Genomic DNA, 16937 nt, shown 5'->3' with positions numbered 1-16937 from the left:
TGTCATCCGTCCGCCCGTGCCAGGGCTCTGGCCTGCGCGGTGCGGGCCAGGTGCCGGCCGAGCCGCCGCTTGAGCGCCCGCGCCGGCGCGAACTGTCCGGCGGCCCGGTCCAGCCGGTGGTAGAGGCGGGGCGGGAGGTACGGCAGCAGCGGCGAGTGGCGCTGGCCGAGCAGGGCGAACATCTGCTCCGGGGGGAGGGCGAGGTAGCGGGGCAGGTTCTCGTAGAACCGGGCGCTGTAGCGGGCGGCGCTCTGCACGGGGAGCAGGGCGGCCCGGCGTTCGCGTTCGTAGCGGGCCAGGGCGTCGGACAGGGCGGGGCGCGCGCGCCGGGCGCGGGGCACGCGCAGGGCGGCGGCCAGGGCGGCGGCGTCCTCCAGGGCCAGGGTGGTGCCGGCGCCGATGGAGTAGTGCGTGGTGTGGGCGGCGTCGCCGAGCAGGACCAGGTTGCCGTGGGACCAGGTGCGGTTGGTCAGGGTGCGGAAGGGCTGCCACGGGAGCGGGCCGCCGCCGGGGCGGGGCCGGGTGGTCAGCGGGTGTCCGTCGAGCAGGCCGGCGAAGAGTTTCTCCAGGAGCACCAGCCCCTCCCCCTCGTCCGCGCGGTCCAGGCCGAGGCCGGTCCAGGTCTCGGGGGCGCACTCGACGACACAGGTGCTGTGCGCGGGGCCGTAGCCGTATCCGTAGGCCCAGATCCAGCCGTGGGCGGTCTCGGTGAAGGCGAAGGTGAACGCGTCGAAGACCTTGGTGGTGCCGAGCCAGAGGTAGCGGTTGCGGCCGGGCCGCACCCGGGTGCCGAAGGCTCCGGCGTGCCGGCCGCGCACGGCGCTGCCCGCGCCGTCGGCGGCGACGACGAGGTCGGCGGCGGGCGGATGCGCGCCGGTGATCTCGTCGCCGTACGCCAGCCGGACGCCGAGCGAGCGGGCGCGGGCGGCGAGGATCTCCAGCAGCCGGTGCCGTCCGATGCCGTGGCCGGTGTCGCCGCGGTGCCGGACCGTCGCCCCGCCGACGTGGGCGACGCCGTCCCGCCAGCTGACCGAGTGCTCCTCGACGGCGCGCGCGGACTCGGGGTCGTGCCGGTGGAGGGCGTCCAGCAGGGGACGCCAGTAGGTCACGCCCCAGCCGTAGGTGGAGCCCTCGGGGTCGCGTTCGTGGACGGTGACGTCGTGGCCGGGGTCGTCCCGCTTCAGCAGGATCGACAGGTACAGCCCGGCGGGGCCGCCACCGACGCAGGCGATCTCCATACAGCCTCCTCGAAGCGTGACACAACGGTCATATAGGGCGAGGCTACCGTCACGTGACGGGCATTCAGGAGATTCGCCCCGAGGACGCCGGGTACTCGGCCCATCCACCCGACGCAAGCCGAAGGAGGCAGAACCTGATGTCGCAGGTCGAGGAGTCCATCGAGGTCGGCGTGCCGGTCCACACCGCCTACAACCAGTGGACCCAGTTCGAGTCGTTCCCCGAGTTCATGAGCGGCGTGGAGCGGATCGAGCAGCGCACGGACACGCTCACCCACTGGGTGACGAGCGTGGACGGCGTGCACCGGGAGTTCGACGCGCGGATCACCGAGCAGATCCCGGACGAGCGGGTCGCGTGGACCACGGTCGACGGCGAGACCCGGCAGGCGGGGGTGGTCACCTTCCACCGCCTGGACGACGAGCACACCAAGGTGATGCTGCAGATGGAGTTCCGCCCCGACGGGCTCGCCGAGAAGGTGGGCGACAAGCTCGGGGTCGTGCAGCGGCAGACCAAGGGCGACCTGAAGCGGTTCAAGGAGTTCATCGAGCGGCGCGGCCGGGAGACCGGTGGCTGGCGCGGCGCGGTCTGACCCACCGCGCCCGGGTCACCCCGCGGCCGCGGTGCGGCACTCCGGGTGGCCCCAGCCCTGCGCGTTCTTGGCGATGGGCTCGCCGGCCGCGTAGGAGCGTCCGCACAGGCAGCGCCCGGCGAACTTCGCCTTGATCGTCCGCGTGCCGCCTCCGCCCCCGCCGCCCTTCCGGGCGGTGGGGGCTTTCCTGCGCGGGGCCCTGCCCGCCGGGGCGTCCGGCGCGGGCGGCGGTTCGGGGGAGCCGAGGGCGCTGCCCGCCGTCTCCTGAACGGTGGCGGCCTGGCTGGCGGCGCGGTCCGCGAAGTCGTTGAGCCGGTCGCCGTCGACCTGGTGCGCGGGCACGTAGCGGAACTCGACCGAGCGGCCGTCGAGCAGCGCGTCGATCCGGACGACCAGTTCCTGGTTGGCGACCGGCTTGCCGGCCGACGTCTTCCAGCCGTTGCGCTTCCAGCCGGGCAGCCAGGTCGTGACCGCCTTCATCGCGTACTGGGAGTCCATCCGGATCTCCAGCGGCACCGCCGGGTCGGTGGCGGCCAGCAGCCGCTCCAGCGCCGTGAGTTCGGCGACGTTGTTGGTGGCCCGGCCCAGCGGCCCGGCCTCCCAGCGGTCCGGGATCTCGCTGTCGTCGGCGACGACCCAGGCCCAGGCGGCCGGACCGGGATTGCCCTTCGAGGCCCCGTCGCACGCGGCCACAACACGTTCACGCATGGCCCCGATCATGCCATGGCCGGGCGGGGCCCCCGGGCGGGGTCCACGGGACGCCGGGATCTCCGGCGGCTCGGCGAAACGCCCGCCGCCCCGGCACCGCACCGCGTGGGTCACTCGCCGGCGAACGCCTTCTCCAGCGCGGCGATGTCCAGCTTGCGCATCGACATCATCGCCTCGTTCGCGCGGGCCACCTTCGCCGGGTCGCGGTCGGCGAACATCTCGATGAGCCGCTCCGGCACGACCTGCCAGGACACCCCGAACCGGTCCTTGACCCAGCCGCAGGGGCCCTGCTCGCCGCCGTCCTCGGTCAGCCGGGCCGCGTAGTGGTCGACCTCCTCCTGGGTGTCGCACATCACCTGGAAGGAGATCGCCTCGTTGAAGGTGAACTGCGGTCCGCCGTTGAGGCCGACGAACTTCTGCCCGTTGGCGGTGAACTCGACGGTCATGGGCTTCGCGGAGGCCGTGCCGGACCCCTCCGGGTAGCGGATGACGTCGCCGACCCGGGAGCCGGAGCCCTCGAAGACCGAGACGTAGTAGTGGGCGGCCTCCTCCGCCTGGTCGTCGAACCACAGACACGTGATGAATCCGTCGGTGACCATTGCTGCCTCCTGGGCGTGTGGACGCGGTCATCTGTGTGGACCGGCCCGCGGCCCGGAACTCATCGGCCGCGCGGCAATCCCGTCGACCGGACACCTCCGCCGCGTCTACCATCCGCCGGTGATCTCCTCCACGCCCGCCGAGGGCTCCCCCGTCTCCCTGCGCCCCTTCCGCCTGGACGTGCCGCAGCGCGACCTCGACGACCTGTACGACCGCCTGGACCGGACCCGCTGGCCGGACCAGCCCGCCGGGGCGGGCTGGTCGTACGGGGTGGAGCGGGAGTATCTGCGGGAGCTGGTGCGGTACTGGCGCCACGACTACGACTGGCGGGCCGCCGAGGCCGAGCTGAACACCTGGCCGCAGTTCACCACGGTCGTCGACGGCGCGACCGTGCACTTCGCCCATGTCCGCTCCCCCGAGCCGGACGCCACCCCGCTGCTGGTCACCCACGGCTGGCCGGGGTCGGTCGCGGAGTTCCTCGACGTGGTGGGGCCGCTGACCGACCCGGCCGCGCACGGCGGGGACCCGGCCGACGCCTTCCACGTCGTGCTGCCGAGCGTGCCCGGCTTCGGCCTGTCCGGACCGGCGCCGGACACCGGCTGGGAGGCGGGCCGGATCGCGGACGCCTGGGCCGAGCTGATGCGCCGCCTCGGCTACGGGCGCTACGGCCTCCAGGGCGGCGACTGGGGCGCGGGGATCTCCCGCGAGCTGGGCCGCGTCCACCCGGACCGGGTGATCGGCGTGCACCTCAATCTGCTGCCGGGCGCGCAGCAGGCCACCGAGCCGACCGCCGCGGAACTGGCCGGGCTCGACCCCGCCGAACAGGAGCGCACCTGGCGGTCGTGGCGCCGCTACGACGCCTGGGCCCGGGAGGGCACCGGGTACGCCGCCCTCCAGGCGACCCGGCCGCAGACCCTGGCGTACGCGCTGACCGACTCCCCGGTCGGGCAGCTCGCCTGGATCGTGGAGAAGTTCGCCGAGTGGACCGACTCCGAGACGTTCCCGGAGGAGGCCGTCGACCGCGACCGGCTGCTGACCAATGTGATGCTGTACTGGCTCACCGGTACGGCGGGCTCGTCGGCCCGCGTCTACTACGAGCGGGCGCACGCCACCGGCCGCAGGGCCGCCCCCGAGGAGCCCTCCGCCGCCCCGACCGCGCTGGCCTTCTTCGCCGCCGACCCGCAGATCCCGCTGCGGCACAAGGCGGAACGCACCGAGAACCTGGTCCGCTTCACGGAGTTCGACCGGGGGGGCCACTTCGCGGCGCTGGAGCAGCCGGAGCTGCTCGTCGGCGACGTACGCGCCTTCTTCCGGCAGCTGCGCGAGGGCCGGGCGGGCTGACGGCTCTGCCCTGGGCGAATCTGCCGCGGGCAGAGAAACCCCTGGTGGGGGCGGCCCCGGGCCGACAGTGGGGACGACGGCACCGTCCGGACGAAGACGAAGGAGCGCCGATGTCCCCTTTCACCACCCCTCTCGTGCTGCCGCGCGCCGAGGAGGACGGCACCCGCCCGAGCCGGTTCGACGACCAGCTCGCCGCGCAGTTGCTCGCCCAGCGGATCGTCGTGCTGGGCACCCAGGTCGACGAGGTCTCCGCGAACCGGGTCTGCGCCCAGTTGCTGATCCTGTCCGCCGAGGACCCGCGCACCGACATCAGCCTGTACATCAACTCCCCCGGCGGCTCGGTCCACGCGGGGCTGGCCGTCTACGACACGATGCGGCTGATCCCCAACGACGTCTCCACCCTCGCCGTGGGGTTCGCCGCCAGCATGGGCCAGTTCCTGCTGAGCGTGGGCGCGGCGGGCAAGCGGTACTCGCTGCCGAACGCGCGGATCATGATGCACCAGCCGTCGGCGGGGATCGGCGGCACCACCGCCGACATCGAGATCCAGGCGGACAACCTGGAGTTCACCAAGCGGACCATCGAGCGGATCACCGCCGAGCACACCGGCCAGTCACCCGAGACGATCTCCCGGGACGGCGACCGGGACCGCTGGTTCACGGCCGAGGAGGCCCGGGAGTACGGGATCGTGGACCGGGTGGTGGAGTCCCTCGCGGACGTCCGCCCGGCCGTCACGCGGCGACGGATGGGACTGTGACCATGGGGACCTACACCATCCCGAACGTCGTCGAACGCACCCCGCAGGGCGAACGGTCCTACGACGTGTTCAGCCGGCTGCTGGCGGAGCGGATCATCTTCCTCGGCACCGAGATCGACGACGGCGTGGCCAACGTCGTCATCGCGCAGCTCCTGCACCTGGAGTCGTCGGCGCCGGAGCACGAGATCTCGATCTACCTGAACTCCCCCGGCGGCTCGTACACCTCGCTGATGGCGATCTACGACACCATGACGTTCGTCCAGGCGCCGATCTCGACGTACTGCGTCGGGCAGGCGGCGTCCACGGCGGCGGTGCTGCTGGCGGGCGGCGACCCGGGGCGGCGGTTCGTGCTGGAGCACGCGCGGGTCCTGCTCGGGCAGCCGGCCAGCGGCGGACGCCAGGGCACGGTCTCCGATCTGGCGCTCCAGGCCAAGGAGATGGTGCGCATCCGCTCCCAGGTGGAGGAGGTGCTGTCCCGGCACACCGGTCACGAGATCGCGGCGCTGCGCGCGGACATGGACCGCGACAAGGTGTTCACCGCGCACGAGGCGGTGGCGTACGGGCTGGCCGACGAGGTGCTCAGCCGGCGGCAGGTCAGGGTCTGACCCCCCTCCCCCCACCGCCGGCGGCTCCCGGTGCCCGCGCGTGGGGCGCCGGGAGCCGCCGGCGCGGTCAGGCCGCCAGGCAGAGCCCGTCGAACCGGGACGACGTGGCGCCCCGGCCGCCGGCCGGGTGCCGGGCGGTGACACGGACCAGCTCCCCGTGGACGCGGGTCAGCAGGTCGCCGAGGTTCAGCCCGAGCGCCCGCGCGGCGGCGGCCAGCACCTCCGAGGACGCCTCCTTGCGGCCGCGCTCCACCTCCGACAGGTACGGCATGGAGATCCGGGCCGCCTCGGCCACGTCCTTCAGCGTCCGCTCCTGCGCGAGGCGTTCGCGGCGCAGCACGTCGCCGACCAGGTCGCGCCAGAGCGGCTCGCGGGGCAGGGGCGCCGGGGGCTGCGGGGGCCGCGCGGCGGGGCGGGCCGCCGGGCGCGCGGCGTGCGGGCGTAAGGGGATGACACGGGCTTCGTCCGATGTGTGGCTGCTCACCCTCCCAGCCTAGGAAGGCTCCGTGGGAAGGGAAGGGAGCGGTGTTCCGCCCTGAGGGAAACCCCGGGGGGACCGGGGCGGCGGGCCGCCCGGGGCGCTGACGTGTGGCCGGGCTGCGGCCCGGATATCCTGGGCGGGACGGTATCCGCCGTGACCGGGACGCAAGTGCCGACGTGACCTGGGAATCCGCACCGCCGAAGGATGTAGGGAGACGTCGAGACCGTGACTTTCGTGGGAGAGGCAATGGACACGGACACCGCCGTGATCCGGCCGGGGGCGCGGCGCGCCGGGAACACCACCGGGACGTGGACGGGCGAGGCGTCGGGAGCCGTGGACGGCCGGTCCGTGGCGCCGCGTGACGCGCGGGAGCTGTCCCGGCAGTTCTTCCGGCGGCTGGCCGAGCTGGAGGAGGGCACCCGCGAGTACCAGTACGCGCGGGGCACCCTGATCGAGATGAACATGTCCCTGGTGCGCTTCGCCGCGGGCCGGTTCCGCGGCCGGGGCGACGACATGGAGGACGTGGTCCAGACCGGCATGATCGGCCTGATCAAGGCGATCGACCGGTTCGAGCTGTCGCGCGAGGTGGAGTTCACCTCGTTCGCGCTGCCGTACATCGTCGGTGAGATCAAGCGCTTCTTCCGGGACACCACCTGGGCGGTGCACGTGCCGCGCCGGCTCCAGGAGCTGCGTGTCGAGCTGTCCCGGGCCCGTGAGGAGCTGTCCAGCCGGCTGGACCGCGAGCCGACCGTCGCGGAGCTGGCCACGCTGCTGAACATCGGCGAGGACCAGGTGATCGAGGCTCAGATCGCCGCCAACGGCTACCACTCCTCCTCCCTGGACGCCGCACTCACCGGTGACGGTCCCGAGGGCGGCGAGGCGGTGCTGGCGGACTTCATCGGCGTGGAGGAGCACGGGCTGCGGCTCGTGGAGGACTTCCACTCGCTGGCCCCGCTGATGGCCGAACTCAGCGACCGCGACCGGCAGATCCTGCACCTGCGGTTCGTGGAGGAGGCCACCCAGGCGGAGATCGGCGAGCGGCTCGGCTGCACGCAGATGCACGTCTCCCGGCTGATCAAGCGGATCATCGCCCGGCTGCGCGCGGGCATGCTGGACGACCTGGACCGCGTCTGACCCGCACCCCGGACCGACCGGTCGGCGGCCGCCCTCCTCCGGGGGCGGCCGTCGTGCTGTGCCGGGTCGTACGCGTCGTGCCGTACGGGGCCGTACGGGGCCGTACGCCGGGTCAGTCCCCGGTGAGCGGGACGACCGCGCGGACCCGCTTGCCGACCGGGACGCGTTCCACCACGAGTTCGGCGGCCAGCGCGTGCACGATCTCCAGGCCGTGCCGGCCGACCCGTTCGGGATCGCGCGGGAAACGCTTGGGCAGCGCCGCGCTGCTGTCGTAGACGGACACCGTCACCGACGTGTCCGTGCCCTCCAGCTCCAGGATGTACGGCCCCTTGCTGTGCCGGTCGGCGTTGGTGACCAGCTCGCTCACCACCAGAAGGACGGCGCCGTCGGCGGGGCGGCCGATCTCCGCGCACCACTCGGTCCTCAGCTGCTCGAGGAAGAGCGACGCGAAGGCACGCGCCTCGGCGATGCATCCCGGATCGCCGGTGTAGTGTGCCGCCCGCCGTAGCGGTTCCACGGGCACGTCGAAACCAGTCGGTATCACTGCCCCGTCCAGGTGGTCGATCATGCGTTTCTCTCTCGGAAGCCGGACTGGCCGGACGCTGCTGCACCAGTGCGCATACCCAGGCGGCGCCCGAGCAGTCCCCCCCGACCCGCCCTGCGGGAATTGTCACAGGCGGGCGGGGCACCCGGTGGGTGACGGGACCGGCCGCGGGTGGCCGGGGCGGAGCACCCGAGGAGCACCGGAGGTGGGCGGTGGCCTGGTGGACATGGCTGGTCGTGGCGGTCGCGGTGCTGGTCGCCGCGGTGCTGCTGGCGCTGGCCGTACAGGCCCGGCGGCGGTCGGGCACGGTCGTCGCGGTGCGCCACGGGCGCCGCTCGGGCGGGAAGGGCGTGCGGTGAACGAGCTGATGGCCGCGCGGAGCCTGACCACCCGGCCGGTGGTGACCCTGGGCGGGGACGCGGTGGCGCAGGTGAAGGACACCGTCTTCGACGCGGAGGCCGGCCGGATCACGGGGTTCACGCTGAGCGGCCGGGGTCTGCTGTCCGGTCCGCTGCGGCAGAGCCTGCCCTGGTCCGCGGTGCATGCCCTGGGCCATGACGCGGTGGTGATCCGGGACCGGCGGGAGCTGGCGGACACGGCCGCCGTGGTGGCCCGGCGGGAGGCCGCGCAGGGCCGGGTGCTGGGCGCGCGGGTGCTGACGGACGCGGGCGCCGATGTCGGCACGGTGCTGGACGTGGTGGTGGAGGGCGGGGACAGCGGCCGGGTGGTCGGCTTCCGGGTGGCCGCGAGCAAGGACCTGGCCCCCGGCTCCAGACGCCGCCGGCGCCAGGTGTACGTGCCGCGCGGCGAGACGCTCGCCGTGTCCGGCCGGGCGCTGGTGATGCCCGCCGACGCGGTCCGGCACGTCGTCGGCGGGCTGGCGGAGCTGGCCGCGCTGACCGGTGGCGGGCCGGGCCGCCGGAGTGGTCCCGAGAGTGGGGAAGGCCCGCTGTCATGACGTTCTTCTCCGAACTGCGCGGCCTGCCCGTGCTCACCGTGACCGACGCGGCGGAGCTGGGCGAGGTCCGCTCCCTGACCGTCGACGCCGCCTCGGGCACCGTCACCCACCTGCGGGTCCGCGGCCGGCGTCCGCGCCGGGAGACCGTGCTGCCCTGGGCGGCCGTGCACGCCGTCGGGCCGGACGCCGTACTGGTCCGCTCGGCCGACCCCGCCGACCCGGCGCCGCCGCCGCACGACCCGGTGGACCGCCGGGTGCTGACGGACGCGGGCGACGAGCGGGGCACCGTCCGGGACCTCGCCTTCGACCCCGGCACCGGCCGGATGCGGTCGGTCGTCACCACCCTCGGGGAGATACCGGCCGACCGGCTGCTGGGCCTCGGCGACCACGCCCTGATGATCCGCGCCGGGTGAGGGCACCGCCGGGCGGCACACCGTCGAGGTGCCCCTCGGGCGGGGGCTGCCGGACGGCCTCGGCGGCCTGGGCGGCGGGCCGTCCGGGGAGCTGCGCCCCCGGCCCCGGTCGCGGGTGGCGGCGCTCCGCGACCGGCGGCCGGGTTCCTCGGCGCGCCGCTCGTGCGCCCGGCACGCCGCCGGGCGGCGCGGCACCGGACCGTTTCCGCGTGGCCCCGGTGCCCCGCCGCCCGTCCGCTCACCCGTGGAATCCGGCGAACGCCCCCACCTCGTAGGAGCCGCCCTTCTGCCCGGTGATCACCGCGAGCCGGTTGGCGGCGTTGATCAGCGCGACCTGGCAGACCAGCGCGGCCGTCAGGTCGTCGTCGAAGTGCTCGCGCACCTGGCTCCAGGTCTCGTCGGACACGCCCCGGTGGGCGTCCGCGAGCCGGGTGCCCTCCTCGGCGAGCGCCAGCGCGGCCCGCTCGGCGTCGGTGAAGACCGTGGACTCGCGCCAGGTGGCGACCAGGCCGAGCCGGACCGCGCTCTCCCCCGCCGCCGCGGCCTCCTTGACGTGCATGTCGACGCAGTGCCCGCAGCCGTTGACCTGGCTGGCGCGCAGCGACACCAGCTCCTGCAGGGACTTCGGCAGCGACGATTGCTGGATCACCAGGGCGGTCCCCGCGAACCGCTTGGCGAACCTGGCGGCGAGATCGTTCTCGAACAGGTCGAACCGGGCTTCGTTCCCCATGATGTGGTCCTCACTCGTGTTCCGGTGCCGGATGCCCACAGGACGCCGCCGTCCCGTGCCCTGTGACGGACGGCGAGGGTGATGTACGTCACCGGCCGGGGCTGTCACGGCGGCGCGGCGGGCGGCGTCTCGTGCACGTGACATCGACGGAGCCGGACGGACGGGAGCGACGGGTGGAGCACGGACACGGCGAGGACGCCACCGAGGCGTTCGTGGCGCATCGCAATCTGCTGTTCACCGTCGCCTACGAGCTGCTGGGTTCGGCGGCCGACGCCGAGGACGTCCTCCAGGAGACCTGGCTGCGGTGGGCGGGCGTCGACCTCGGCGCGGTACGGGACCGGCGGGCCTATCTGGTGCGGATCGCCACCCGGCAGGCGCTGGGCCGGCTCCGCGCGCTGGGCCGCCGCCGGGAGTCCTACGTCGGTTCCTGGCTGCCCGAGCCGCTGCTGACCGCCCCGGACGTGGCCGAGGACGTCGAACTGGCCGAAAGCGTCTCGATGGCCATGCTGCTGGTGCTGGAGACGCTGGCCCCCACCGAGCGGGCCGTCTTCGTACTGCGCGAGGTGTTCGGCCTCGGGCACGACGAGATCGCCGAGGCCGTCGGGAAGAGCCCGGCCGGGGTCCGGCAGATCGCGCACCGGGCCCGCGCCCATGTCGCCGCCCGCCGGCCCCGCGCGGCCGTCTCCGCCGCCGACACCCGCAGCGCGCTGGACGCGTTCCGCCGGGCGGTGGAGACCGGCGACCTCCAGGGCCTGCTGGACGTCCTCGCCCCGGACGTCGTCCTGCTGGGCGACGGTGGTGGCGTGAAACAGGCCGTCCTGCGGCCCGTCGAGGGCGCCGGCAAGGTGGCCCGGCTGCTGATCGCCGGGATGGGCCGGCTGACCTCCTCGGTGGCGCTGCGCCCCGCCGTGGTCAACGGCTGGCCGGCGCTGGTCGTCCGGCTCGACGGCGAACTGGACACCGTGGTCGCGGCCCACGTCGAGGACGGCCTGATCACCGGCCTGTACACCGTGCGCAACCCCGAGAAGCTGGCGTACATGGACCGGGAGACGCGACTGAGCCGCTGAGGCGGGGCGCGACGGGCTCGGCTCAGGCGACGGGGAGGACCAGGGCCGGCCCGGTGCGCTGCATGCGCAGGGCGTCCACGGACTCCGCGAGCAGTTCGTACTCGGTCGTCTCGTCGCTGGTGGCGACCCGCACCAGCCGCCCGGCGGCCAGTTCCTCGCCGACCAGTTCCTGCTGTACGGCGTCGGCGCACCAGGCGCGCAGCACCCGCGGCACGTCCGGGGCGTCGTCGGCGACCGGTGTCAGCGCGCCGCGCGGCAGGTGGGGCCGGTCGGGCTGCGGATCGAGCCGCTCGGCGATCCAGGAGGCCCGGTCGCGCAGCCACCACAGGGCGAGGGCGAGGGTCGGCGCACGGTAGGTTCCCAACGGGACGCCGATCCGCCGCCCGTCGCAGACTCCGTAGGCGGTGACATGGCACAGGAACTCGTCGTGCACGTCTCCCCTCCCCCGTCGCATGGCCCGTGTGCTGTGGGTGAGGACGCTGTCGCGTGGCGTGATGCGCCCTAGGAGTCGAGTATGTTCACCACTGAACCACTGTCACCATGGCTTTCCGGCCAGTCTCTTGGCATATTCAGAGGTTCGACTGGCCGGTTCCTTTCGGGCCGAAGGGAAGGGCCGCTCGTCAGCCGACGATCTCGTCGATCCGGGCCAGCTCCTCGGCGTCGAAGTCCAGGTTGCCGACGGCCGCGACGCTGTCCGCGAGCTGCTCCGGACTGCTCGCGCCGACCAGCGCGGAGGTCACCCGGCCCCCGCGGAGCACCCAGGCCAGGGCCATCTGCGCCAGGGACTGGCCGCGGGACTTGGCGATGCCGTCCAGTTCGCGCAGCTTGGCGACCAGGTCCTCGGTGACCGCGTCGGAGTCGAGGAACGGGCTGTCGCTCGCCGCCCGCGAGCCCTCCGGGATGCCGTCGAGGTAACGGGCCGTCAGCAGGCCCTGCTCCAGCGGGGAGTAGGCGATGGAGCCCGTCTCCAGCTCGTCGAGGGTGTCGAGCAGGCCCTCGGTCTCGGGGCGGCGGTCCAGCATCGAGTAGCGCGGCTGGTGGATCAGCAGCGGGGTGCCGAGGTCGGCGAGGATGCGGGCGGCCTCGCGGGTCTGCTCCGCCGAGTAGTTGGAGACGCCGACGTAGAGGGCCTTGCCCTGCCGCACCGCCGAGTGCAGGGCGCCCATCGTCTCCTCCAGCGGAGTCTCCGGGTCCGGGCGGTGCGAGTAGAAGATGTCGACGTACTCCAGGCCCATCCGCTTCAGGCTCTGGTCCAGGGAGGACAGCAGGTACTTGCGCGAGCCCCATTCGCCGTACGGGCCGGGCCACATCAGGTAGCCGGCCTTGGTGGAGATGACCAGTTCGTCGCGGTACGGCGCGAAGTCGTCCTTCAGGGCCTCGCCGAGCGCGGACTCGGCGGCGCCGGGCGGCGGCCCGTAGTTGTTGGCGAGGTCGAAGTGGGTGACGCCGAGGTCGAAGGCGCGGCGCAGGATGGCGCGCTGGGTCTCCACGGGGCGGTCCGGGCCGAAGTTGTGCCACAGGCCGAGCGAGAGCGCGGGGAGCTTCAGGCCGCTGCGTCCGGTGCGCCGGTAGGGCAGGGTCGCGTAGCGGTCGGGGTGTGCGGTGTACAACGCGTCTCCATGGGGATTGCGACGAGGGGTGGGACCGGTCCTACTCTGGCCCGTCGCGCGGCGAGCGGTCCAACAGGAGAATCCGATGGGATTCAGCGACTAGGCTTCTCAGTCGTGGAACTACGCCATCTCCAGCACTTCGTCGCGGTCGCCGAGGACCAGCACTTCACCCGGGCGGCGGAGCGGCTGGTGGTCTCCCAGTCGGGGCTGTCGGCGTCGATCCGGACGCTGGAGCGGGAGCTGCGGGCACCGCTGTTCGTGCGGACCACGCGCCGGGTGACGCTGACCGAGGCCGGCCGGGCGCTGCTCGGCGAGGCGCAGCGCATCCTCGCGCAGGTGCGGGCGGCGCACGAGGCGGTCGCGGCGGTGCAGGGCGTGCTGCGCGGCACGCTGTCGGTCGGCACCGAGCAGTGCATCGCCGGGGTGCCGGTGGCGAGGCTGCTGGCCGCGTTCCGGCGCCGCCATCCGGACGTGGAGATCCGGCTGCGGCAGGCGGGCTCCGGCGAACTGGCGGAGGAGGTCGCCGCGGGCCGCCTGGACCTGGCGTTCGCCTACCGGACCCGGGGGGACACGGACCGGCTGCGCTCGGTGGCGCTGTCGTCGGAGCCGATGACCGTGCTGTGCCACCCGGGCCACCGGCTCGCCGAGCACGGCGCGGTGCTGGCACTGTCCGACCTGGCCGGCGAGGTCTTCGTCGACTTCCACCCGGACTGGGGGCCGCGCCGGGTCACCGACACCGCGTTCGCCGCGGCGGACGTGGGGCGCACCGTCGCGCTGGAGGTCAACGACGTCCACGGGCTGCTCGACCTGGTCGACGAGAACCTGGGCGTCGCCGTCGTCCCGCGGCATTTCCGGCACAAGCGGGCCTCCCTCACCTCGCTGCCGCTGAAGGAGGCCGACGAGGTGCGGTACGAGACCGTCGCCCTGCTCCCGCCGGCGCAGGCCACCAGCCCGGCGGCCCGGGCGCTGATGGGACTGCTGGAATCGGGGAGCGCCTGAGGAGCGGGTGCGTCATGGTGGACCGTATGCATGCCAAGGACATTCTCATCGAAGGCTACGGACGCATCCGGGAAGAGGTCCACGCCGCCGTCGACGGCTTGGGCCCCGACGACCTGGCCGCCCGGCCCGCCGCCGACGCCAACTCCATCGCCTGGCTGATCTGGCACCTCACCCGGGTCCAGGACGACCACGTCGCGGACGCGTTCGGCCTGGGCCAGGTGTGGCTGACCGAGGGCTGGGAGGGACGCTTCGACCTCGGCCTGCCCGCGCGGGACACCGGCTACGGCCACAGCCCGGCACAGGTCGCGAAGGTGCGGGTCGCCTCCGCCGACCTGCTGACCGGCTACTACGACGCCGTGCACGAGCAGACCCTCGGCGCCCTGCGCGCGCTGTCCGCCACGGACCTGGAGCGGGTGGTGGACGACAGCTGGGACCCGCCGGTCACCCTGGCCGTGCGGCTGGTCAGCGTGCTGTCGGACGACCTCCAGCACGCCGGCCAGGCCGCCTACGCGCGCGGGCTCCTTCAGAGCACCGGGGCGTAACCGGGCAGGACCACGTCCTCGATCAGGGCGTTGCGCTCGTCGAACGGGAGGAAGGCGCTCTTGAGGGCGTTCACCGTGACCGTGCGCAGGTCCTCGGCCGTCCAGCCGGCCTCCTCCACCAGGAGGGACATCTCCCGGGTCATCGTCGTGCCGGAGACCAGCCGGTTGTCGGTGTTGACGGTGACCCGGAAGCCGAGGTCCTTCAGCGCGGTGACGGGGTGCTCCGCGACGGAGGCCGCGGCGCCGGTCTGGAGGTTGGAGGTGGGGCACATCTCCAGGGCGATCCGGCGGTCGCGCACCCAGCCGGCCAGCCGGCCGAGCTTGCCGGCCGCGAGGTCGGGGATGTCGTCGGTGAGGCGCACGCCGTGCCCGATGCGCTGGGCGCCGCACACCTGGACGGCCTGGTGGATGCTGGGCAGGCCGTACGCCTCGCCGGCGTGGATGGTGAACGGCACGTTCTCGCGCCGCAGGTGCTCGAAGGCGGCGAGGTGGGCGGCGGGCGGGAAGCCGTCCTCGGCGCCGGCGATGTCGAAGCCGACGACGCCCGCGTCCCGGAACGCCACCGCGAGGTCGGCCGCCTCGCCGACCCGGTCGAACATCCGCATCCCGCAGAGCAGGGTGCGGACCTGGACCGGTGTCCCGGCGGCCGCCGCCTTCGCCATGCCGGCGGCCAGGCCCTCCTGCACGGTCTCGACCACCTCGGGCAGGGTCAGCCCGCGCTCCAGCATCAGCTCGGGGGCGTAGCGCACCTCGCCGTAGACCACACCGTCGGCGGCCAGGTCGAGGACGTACTCCTCGGCCGCGCGCAGCAGGCCCTCGCGGGTCTGGAGCACGGCGAGGGTGTGCTCGAAGGTGGCGATGTAGCGCACCAGGTCACCGGAGTTCGCGGCGTCGTAGAACCAGGCGGCGAGCCCGTCGGGGTCGCCGGCCGGCAGGGTGTGCCCGGCCTCGCGGGCCAGTTCCACCACGGTCGCGGGGCGCAGGCCGCCGTCGAGGTGGTCGTGGAGCACGGCCTTGGGGAGCCGGCGGAGGGTCTCGGTGTCGAGCGTGGTCATGCGGTGGTGTCCTCGGTCGTGGAGCGGGGCTGGAGCAGGTCCCAGCGGTTGCCGTAGAGGTCCTGGAAGACGGCGACCGAGCCGTACGGCTCGTGCCGCGGCTCCTCCAGGAAGGTCACCCCGGCCGCCGTCATCCGGGCGTGGTCCCGGGCGAAGTCGTCGGTGTGCAGGAAGAAGCCGACGCGCCCGCCGGTCTGGTCGCCGACCCGGGCCCGCTGGTCCGCGCCCTTGGCCCGGGCCAGCAGCAGCGCGGTGCCGCCGGGGCGGGCCGGCTCGACGACGACCCAGCGCGAGCCGTCGGGCCGCGGCGTGTCCTCGGCGAGCCGGAAGCCGAGGGCACCGGTGTAGAAGCGGACGGCCTCGTCGTAGTCGTCGACGAGGAGGGCGACCAGCGCGATGCGGGACATCGGAACCTCTCCTGGGGGGTGAGGGGAGAGGGTAGTACGAGAACAGTTATACGTAAAACTGCCCGCGTTCGCGCCCTGTGGGCGGGCGCGGGCACCCGGGTGCCGTCCGTGCGCGGCGCGGGGGCCGGTACGGCGGACGGGGAGGTCGCCGCACCGGCCCCCGCGGTGCGGGTCAGCAGTAGAGGTTGCCGCCCGGGTCGACGCCGAGGATCTGGGCGAAGCGCTGATAGGTCGACACCCGGCTCTGCACCTGCGCGGGGTTGCCGCCGTCGCACTCCAGGGAGCCGTTGATGGCGCGGATGGTGTGGCCGAAACCGGCGCCGTTGACCATGGCGTTGTGCGGGGTCATGCTGCCGGGACCGGACTGGGTGTTCCAGTACCACAGGCCGGTCTTCCAGGCCACGGCCGCGTCGTTCTGCACCAGCCAGGGGTTGCCCAGCAGGTCGATGCCGAGTGCGTCGCCCGCGGCCTTGTAGTTGAAGTTCCAGCTCAGCTGGATCGGGCCGCGGCCGTAGTAGGCCGCCTGGCCGGCCGGGCAGCCGTAGGGCTGGCTCCAGTCGCAGTAGTGCGGGTAGTTGGCGGTGTTCTGCTCGACGATGTGCACGAGACCGCCGGTCTCGTGGCTGACGTTGGCGAGGAAGGCGGCGGCCTCCCGCTTCTTCGTGGTGTCGCTGCCGGTGGTGGCGAAGCCGGGGTAGGCGCTGAGCGCGGCGGTGAGCCCGCCGTAGGTGTAGAAGCCGTTCCGGCTCGGGAACATCTGGTTGAACTGGGCCTCGGTGACCACGAAGGTGCCGACCGGGGTGGAGCCGCTGTCGCAGCCGTACGGCTCCCAGTACCAGGTGCTGATGGTGGGGTCGTAGCCGGGGTTGGCGTGCTCGGCGATGTAGGCCTTGCCGTCGGTGTAGCGGACGATGTCGCCGGCCGCGTAGGACTTGCCCGCCACCCAGCTCGGGTAGCTCGAACAGGCGGCGGCGGAGGCGGGCGTGGCCGGTACGAGGGCGGGCACGGCACCGGCGAGGGCGAGGACGGCCACGGCCGCGGAGAGACGACGTCTCGACACGGGATCAACTCCTTCACGGAGCACGGCCGCTCCCCCGGGCGTGCCGGGGCAGGGAGGAACCGGGCCTGGTGGGGGACGGCCGTGGTGGGGGGTGGGTGAGCACACT

At 73.7% G+C, this 16937-nt stretch carries 22 protein-coding genes; 11 read left to right on the top strand and 11 right to left on the bottom strand.

The window, feature by feature from the left end; all coding sequences use genetic code 11:
* Nucleotides 1–2 precede the first annotated feature (2 nt).
* On the bottom strand, nucleotides 3–1238 hold the full coding sequence (locus tag Sdagh_RS06235) for an FAD-dependent monooxygenase (RefSeq protein ID WP_190078111.1): 1236 nt from the start codon (nucleotides 1236–1238) through the stop codon (nucleotides 3–5).
* Nucleotides 1239–1375: 137 nt separating this feature from the next.
* On the opposite strand from Sdagh_RS06235, the gene Sdagh_RS06230 reads away from it, so the two are divergent.
* Nucleotides 1376–1825 carry an SRPBCC family protein gene (locus Sdagh_RS06230; RefSeq protein ID WP_189420535.1) on the top strand — a complete coding sequence of 150 codons (450 nt, stop codon included), beginning with the start codon at nucleotides 1376–1378 and terminating at the stop codon, nucleotides 1823–1825.
* Nucleotides 1826–1840: 15 nt separating this feature from the next.
* Here the strand turns inward: Sdagh_RS06230 and Sdagh_RS06225 are convergent, their stop codons facing one another.
* Both Sdagh_RS06225 and Sdagh_RS06220 read right to left on the bottom strand, forming a co-directional pair.
* Nucleotides 1841–2545, bottom strand: coding sequence for a ribonuclease H family protein (locus Sdagh_RS06225; RefSeq protein WP_189420537.1), 705 nt, complete (start codon nucleotides 2543–2545; stop codon nucleotides 1841–1843).
* Between the two features lie 98 nt (nucleotides 2546–2643).
* Nucleotides 2644–3132: a VOC family protein gene (locus Sdagh_RS06220; protein ID WP_189420539.1), complete on the bottom strand. Its 489-nt coding sequence runs from the start codon at nucleotides 3130–3132 to the stop codon at nucleotides 2644–2646.
* A 121-nt stretch (nucleotides 3133–3253) separates the two neighbouring features.
* Here Sdagh_RS06220 and Sdagh_RS06215 point away from each other — a divergent pair, with 121 nt between their 5' ends.
* The 3 genes from Sdagh_RS06215 (at nucleotide 3254) to Sdagh_RS06205 (ending at nucleotide 5831) form a co-directional block, all read left to right on the top strand.
* Complete coding sequence (locus tag Sdagh_RS06215) at nucleotides 3254–4471, top strand: epoxide hydrolase family protein (RefSeq protein WP_226534726.1); 1218 nt, start codon at nucleotides 3254–3256, stop codon at nucleotides 4469–4471.
* 110 nt (nucleotides 4472–4581) lie between these two features.
* Entirely contained in the window at nucleotides 4582–5226 is a 645-nt protein-coding gene (locus Sdagh_RS06210) for an ATP-dependent Clp protease proteolytic subunit (protein ID WP_189420543.1), read from the top strand.
* A 2-nt stretch (nucleotides 5227–5228) separates the two neighbouring features.
* On the top strand, nucleotides 5229–5831 hold the full coding sequence (locus Sdagh_RS06205; RefSeq protein WP_189420545.1) for a ClpP family protease: 603 nt from the start codon (nucleotides 5229–5231) through the stop codon (nucleotides 5829–5831).
* Nucleotides 5832–5898: 67 nt separating this feature from the next.
* On the opposite strand, the gene Sdagh_RS06200 is transcribed toward Sdagh_RS06205, so the two are convergent.
* Nucleotides 5899–6315, bottom strand: coding sequence for a helix-turn-helix domain-containing protein (locus Sdagh_RS06200; RefSeq protein WP_189420546.1), 417 nt, complete (start codon nucleotides 6313–6315; stop codon nucleotides 5899–5901).
* Nucleotides 6316–6558: 243 nt separating this feature from the next.
* Between Sdagh_RS06200 and Sdagh_RS06195 the strand changes: the two genes are divergently transcribed.
* Complete coding sequence (locus Sdagh_RS06195; protein WP_189420548.1) at nucleotides 6559–7446, top strand: RNA polymerase sigma factor SigF; 888 nt, start codon at nucleotides 6559–6561, stop codon at nucleotides 7444–7446.
* A gap of 112 nt (nucleotides 7447–7558) precedes the next feature.
* Here Sdagh_RS06195 and Sdagh_RS06190 read toward each other — a convergent pair whose 3' ends face one another.
* Complete coding sequence (locus Sdagh_RS06190; protein ID WP_189420550.1) at nucleotides 7559–8014, bottom strand: ATP-binding protein; 456 nt, start codon at nucleotides 8012–8014, stop codon at nucleotides 7559–7561.
* 188 nt (nucleotides 8015–8202) lie between these two features.
* On the opposite strand from Sdagh_RS06190, the gene Sdagh_RS06185 reads away from it, so the two are divergent.
* From Sdagh_RS06185 to Sdagh_RS06175, 3 genes are read left to right on the top strand one after another with little or no spacing between them, the layout of a single operon-like run.
* On the top strand, nucleotides 8203–8349 hold the full coding sequence (locus tag Sdagh_RS06185) for a hypothetical protein (protein ID WP_189420552.1): 147 nt from the start codon (nucleotides 8203–8205) through the stop codon (nucleotides 8347–8349).
* Complete coding sequence (locus Sdagh_RS06180; protein WP_189420555.1) at nucleotides 8346–8948, top strand: PRC-barrel domain-containing protein; 603 nt, start codon at nucleotides 8346–8348, stop codon at nucleotides 8946–8948. Before Sdagh_RS06185 ends, Sdagh_RS06180 begins: the two co-directional genes overlap by 4 nt.
* Nucleotides 8945–9361: a PRC-barrel domain-containing protein gene (locus tag Sdagh_RS06175; protein WP_189420557.1), complete on the top strand. Its 417-nt coding sequence runs from the start codon at nucleotides 8945–8947 to the stop codon at nucleotides 9359–9361. The genes Sdagh_RS06180 and Sdagh_RS06175 overlap by 4 nt, the downstream gene beginning before the upstream one ends.
* Nucleotides 9362–9599: 238 nt before the next feature.
* Here Sdagh_RS06175 and Sdagh_RS06170 read toward each other — a convergent pair whose 3' ends face one another.
* Nucleotides 9600–10091, bottom strand: a complete 492-nt coding sequence (locus tag Sdagh_RS06170) for a carboxymuconolactone decarboxylase family protein (RefSeq protein WP_189420559.1) — start codon at nucleotides 10089–10091, stop codon at nucleotides 9600–9602.
* A 131-nt stretch (nucleotides 10092–10222) separates the two neighbouring features.
* Between Sdagh_RS06170 and Sdagh_RS06165 the strand changes: the two genes are divergently transcribed.
* Nucleotides 10223–11158 (top strand): RNA polymerase sigma-70 factor, encoded by a 936-nt coding sequence (locus Sdagh_RS06165; protein WP_190078112.1) that lies wholly within the window; start codon nucleotides 10223–10225, stop codon nucleotides 11156–11158.
* Nucleotides 11159–11180: 22 nt separating this feature from the next.
* Here Sdagh_RS06165 and Sdagh_RS06160 read toward each other — a convergent pair whose 3' ends face one another.
* Together Sdagh_RS06160 and mgrA are read right to left on the bottom strand one after the other, a co-directional pair.
* Nucleotides 11181–11591, bottom strand: a complete 411-nt coding sequence (locus tag Sdagh_RS06160; protein ID WP_189420563.1) for a hypothetical protein — start codon at nucleotides 11589–11591, stop codon at nucleotides 11181–11183.
* Nucleotides 11592–11778: 187 nt separating this feature from the next.
* On the bottom strand, nucleotides 11779–12768 hold the full coding sequence (mgrA, locus tag Sdagh_RS06155; RefSeq protein ID WP_189420565.1) for an L-glyceraldehyde 3-phosphate reductase: 990 nt from the start codon (nucleotides 12766–12768) through the stop codon (nucleotides 11779–11781).
* A gap of 114 nt (nucleotides 12769–12882) precedes the next feature.
* Between mgrA and Sdagh_RS06150 the strand changes: the two genes are divergently transcribed.
* Nucleotides 12883–13767, top strand: a complete 885-nt coding sequence (locus Sdagh_RS06150; protein WP_190078113.1) for a LysR family transcriptional regulator — start codon at nucleotides 12883–12885, stop codon at nucleotides 13765–13767.
* 26 nt (nucleotides 13768–13793) lie between these two features.
* Entirely contained in the window at nucleotides 13794–14309 is a 516-nt protein-coding gene (locus Sdagh_RS06145) for a mycothiol transferase (protein WP_189420758.1), read from the top strand.
* On the opposite strand, the gene Sdagh_RS06140 is transcribed toward Sdagh_RS06145, so the two are convergent.
* The 3 genes from Sdagh_RS06140 to Sdagh_RS06130 form a co-directional block, all read right to left on the bottom strand.
* The gene (locus Sdagh_RS06140; RefSeq protein WP_189420569.1) at nucleotides 14291–15364 is read right to left on the bottom strand and encodes an adenosine deaminase; all 1074 of its coding nucleotides are present in this window, start codon (nucleotides 15362–15364) and stop codon (nucleotides 14291–14293) included. The two genes, Sdagh_RS06145 and Sdagh_RS06140, sit on opposite strands and share 19 nt — an antisense overlap.
* On the bottom strand, nucleotides 15361–15771 hold the full coding sequence (locus Sdagh_RS06135) for a VOC family protein (protein ID WP_189420571.1): 411 nt from the start codon (nucleotides 15769–15771) through the stop codon (nucleotides 15361–15363). Before Sdagh_RS06135 ends, Sdagh_RS06140 begins: the two co-directional genes overlap by 4 nt.
* Nucleotides 15772–15943: 172 nt before the next feature.
* Entirely contained in the window at nucleotides 15944–16831 is an 888-nt protein-coding gene (locus Sdagh_RS06130) for a glycoside hydrolase family 19 protein (protein WP_189420573.1), read from the bottom strand.
* Between the last annotated feature and the right edge of the window lie 106 nt (nucleotides 16832–16937).

This window comes from Streptomyces daghestanicus, from assembly GCF_020521275.1.
GTDB lineage: Bacteria > Actinomycetota > Actinomycetes > Streptomycetales > Streptomycetaceae > Streptomyces > Streptomyces griseoviridis.
Note: the sequence above shows the minus strand (reverse complement) of the source record. Positions and strands in the feature narration are given on the sequence as shown.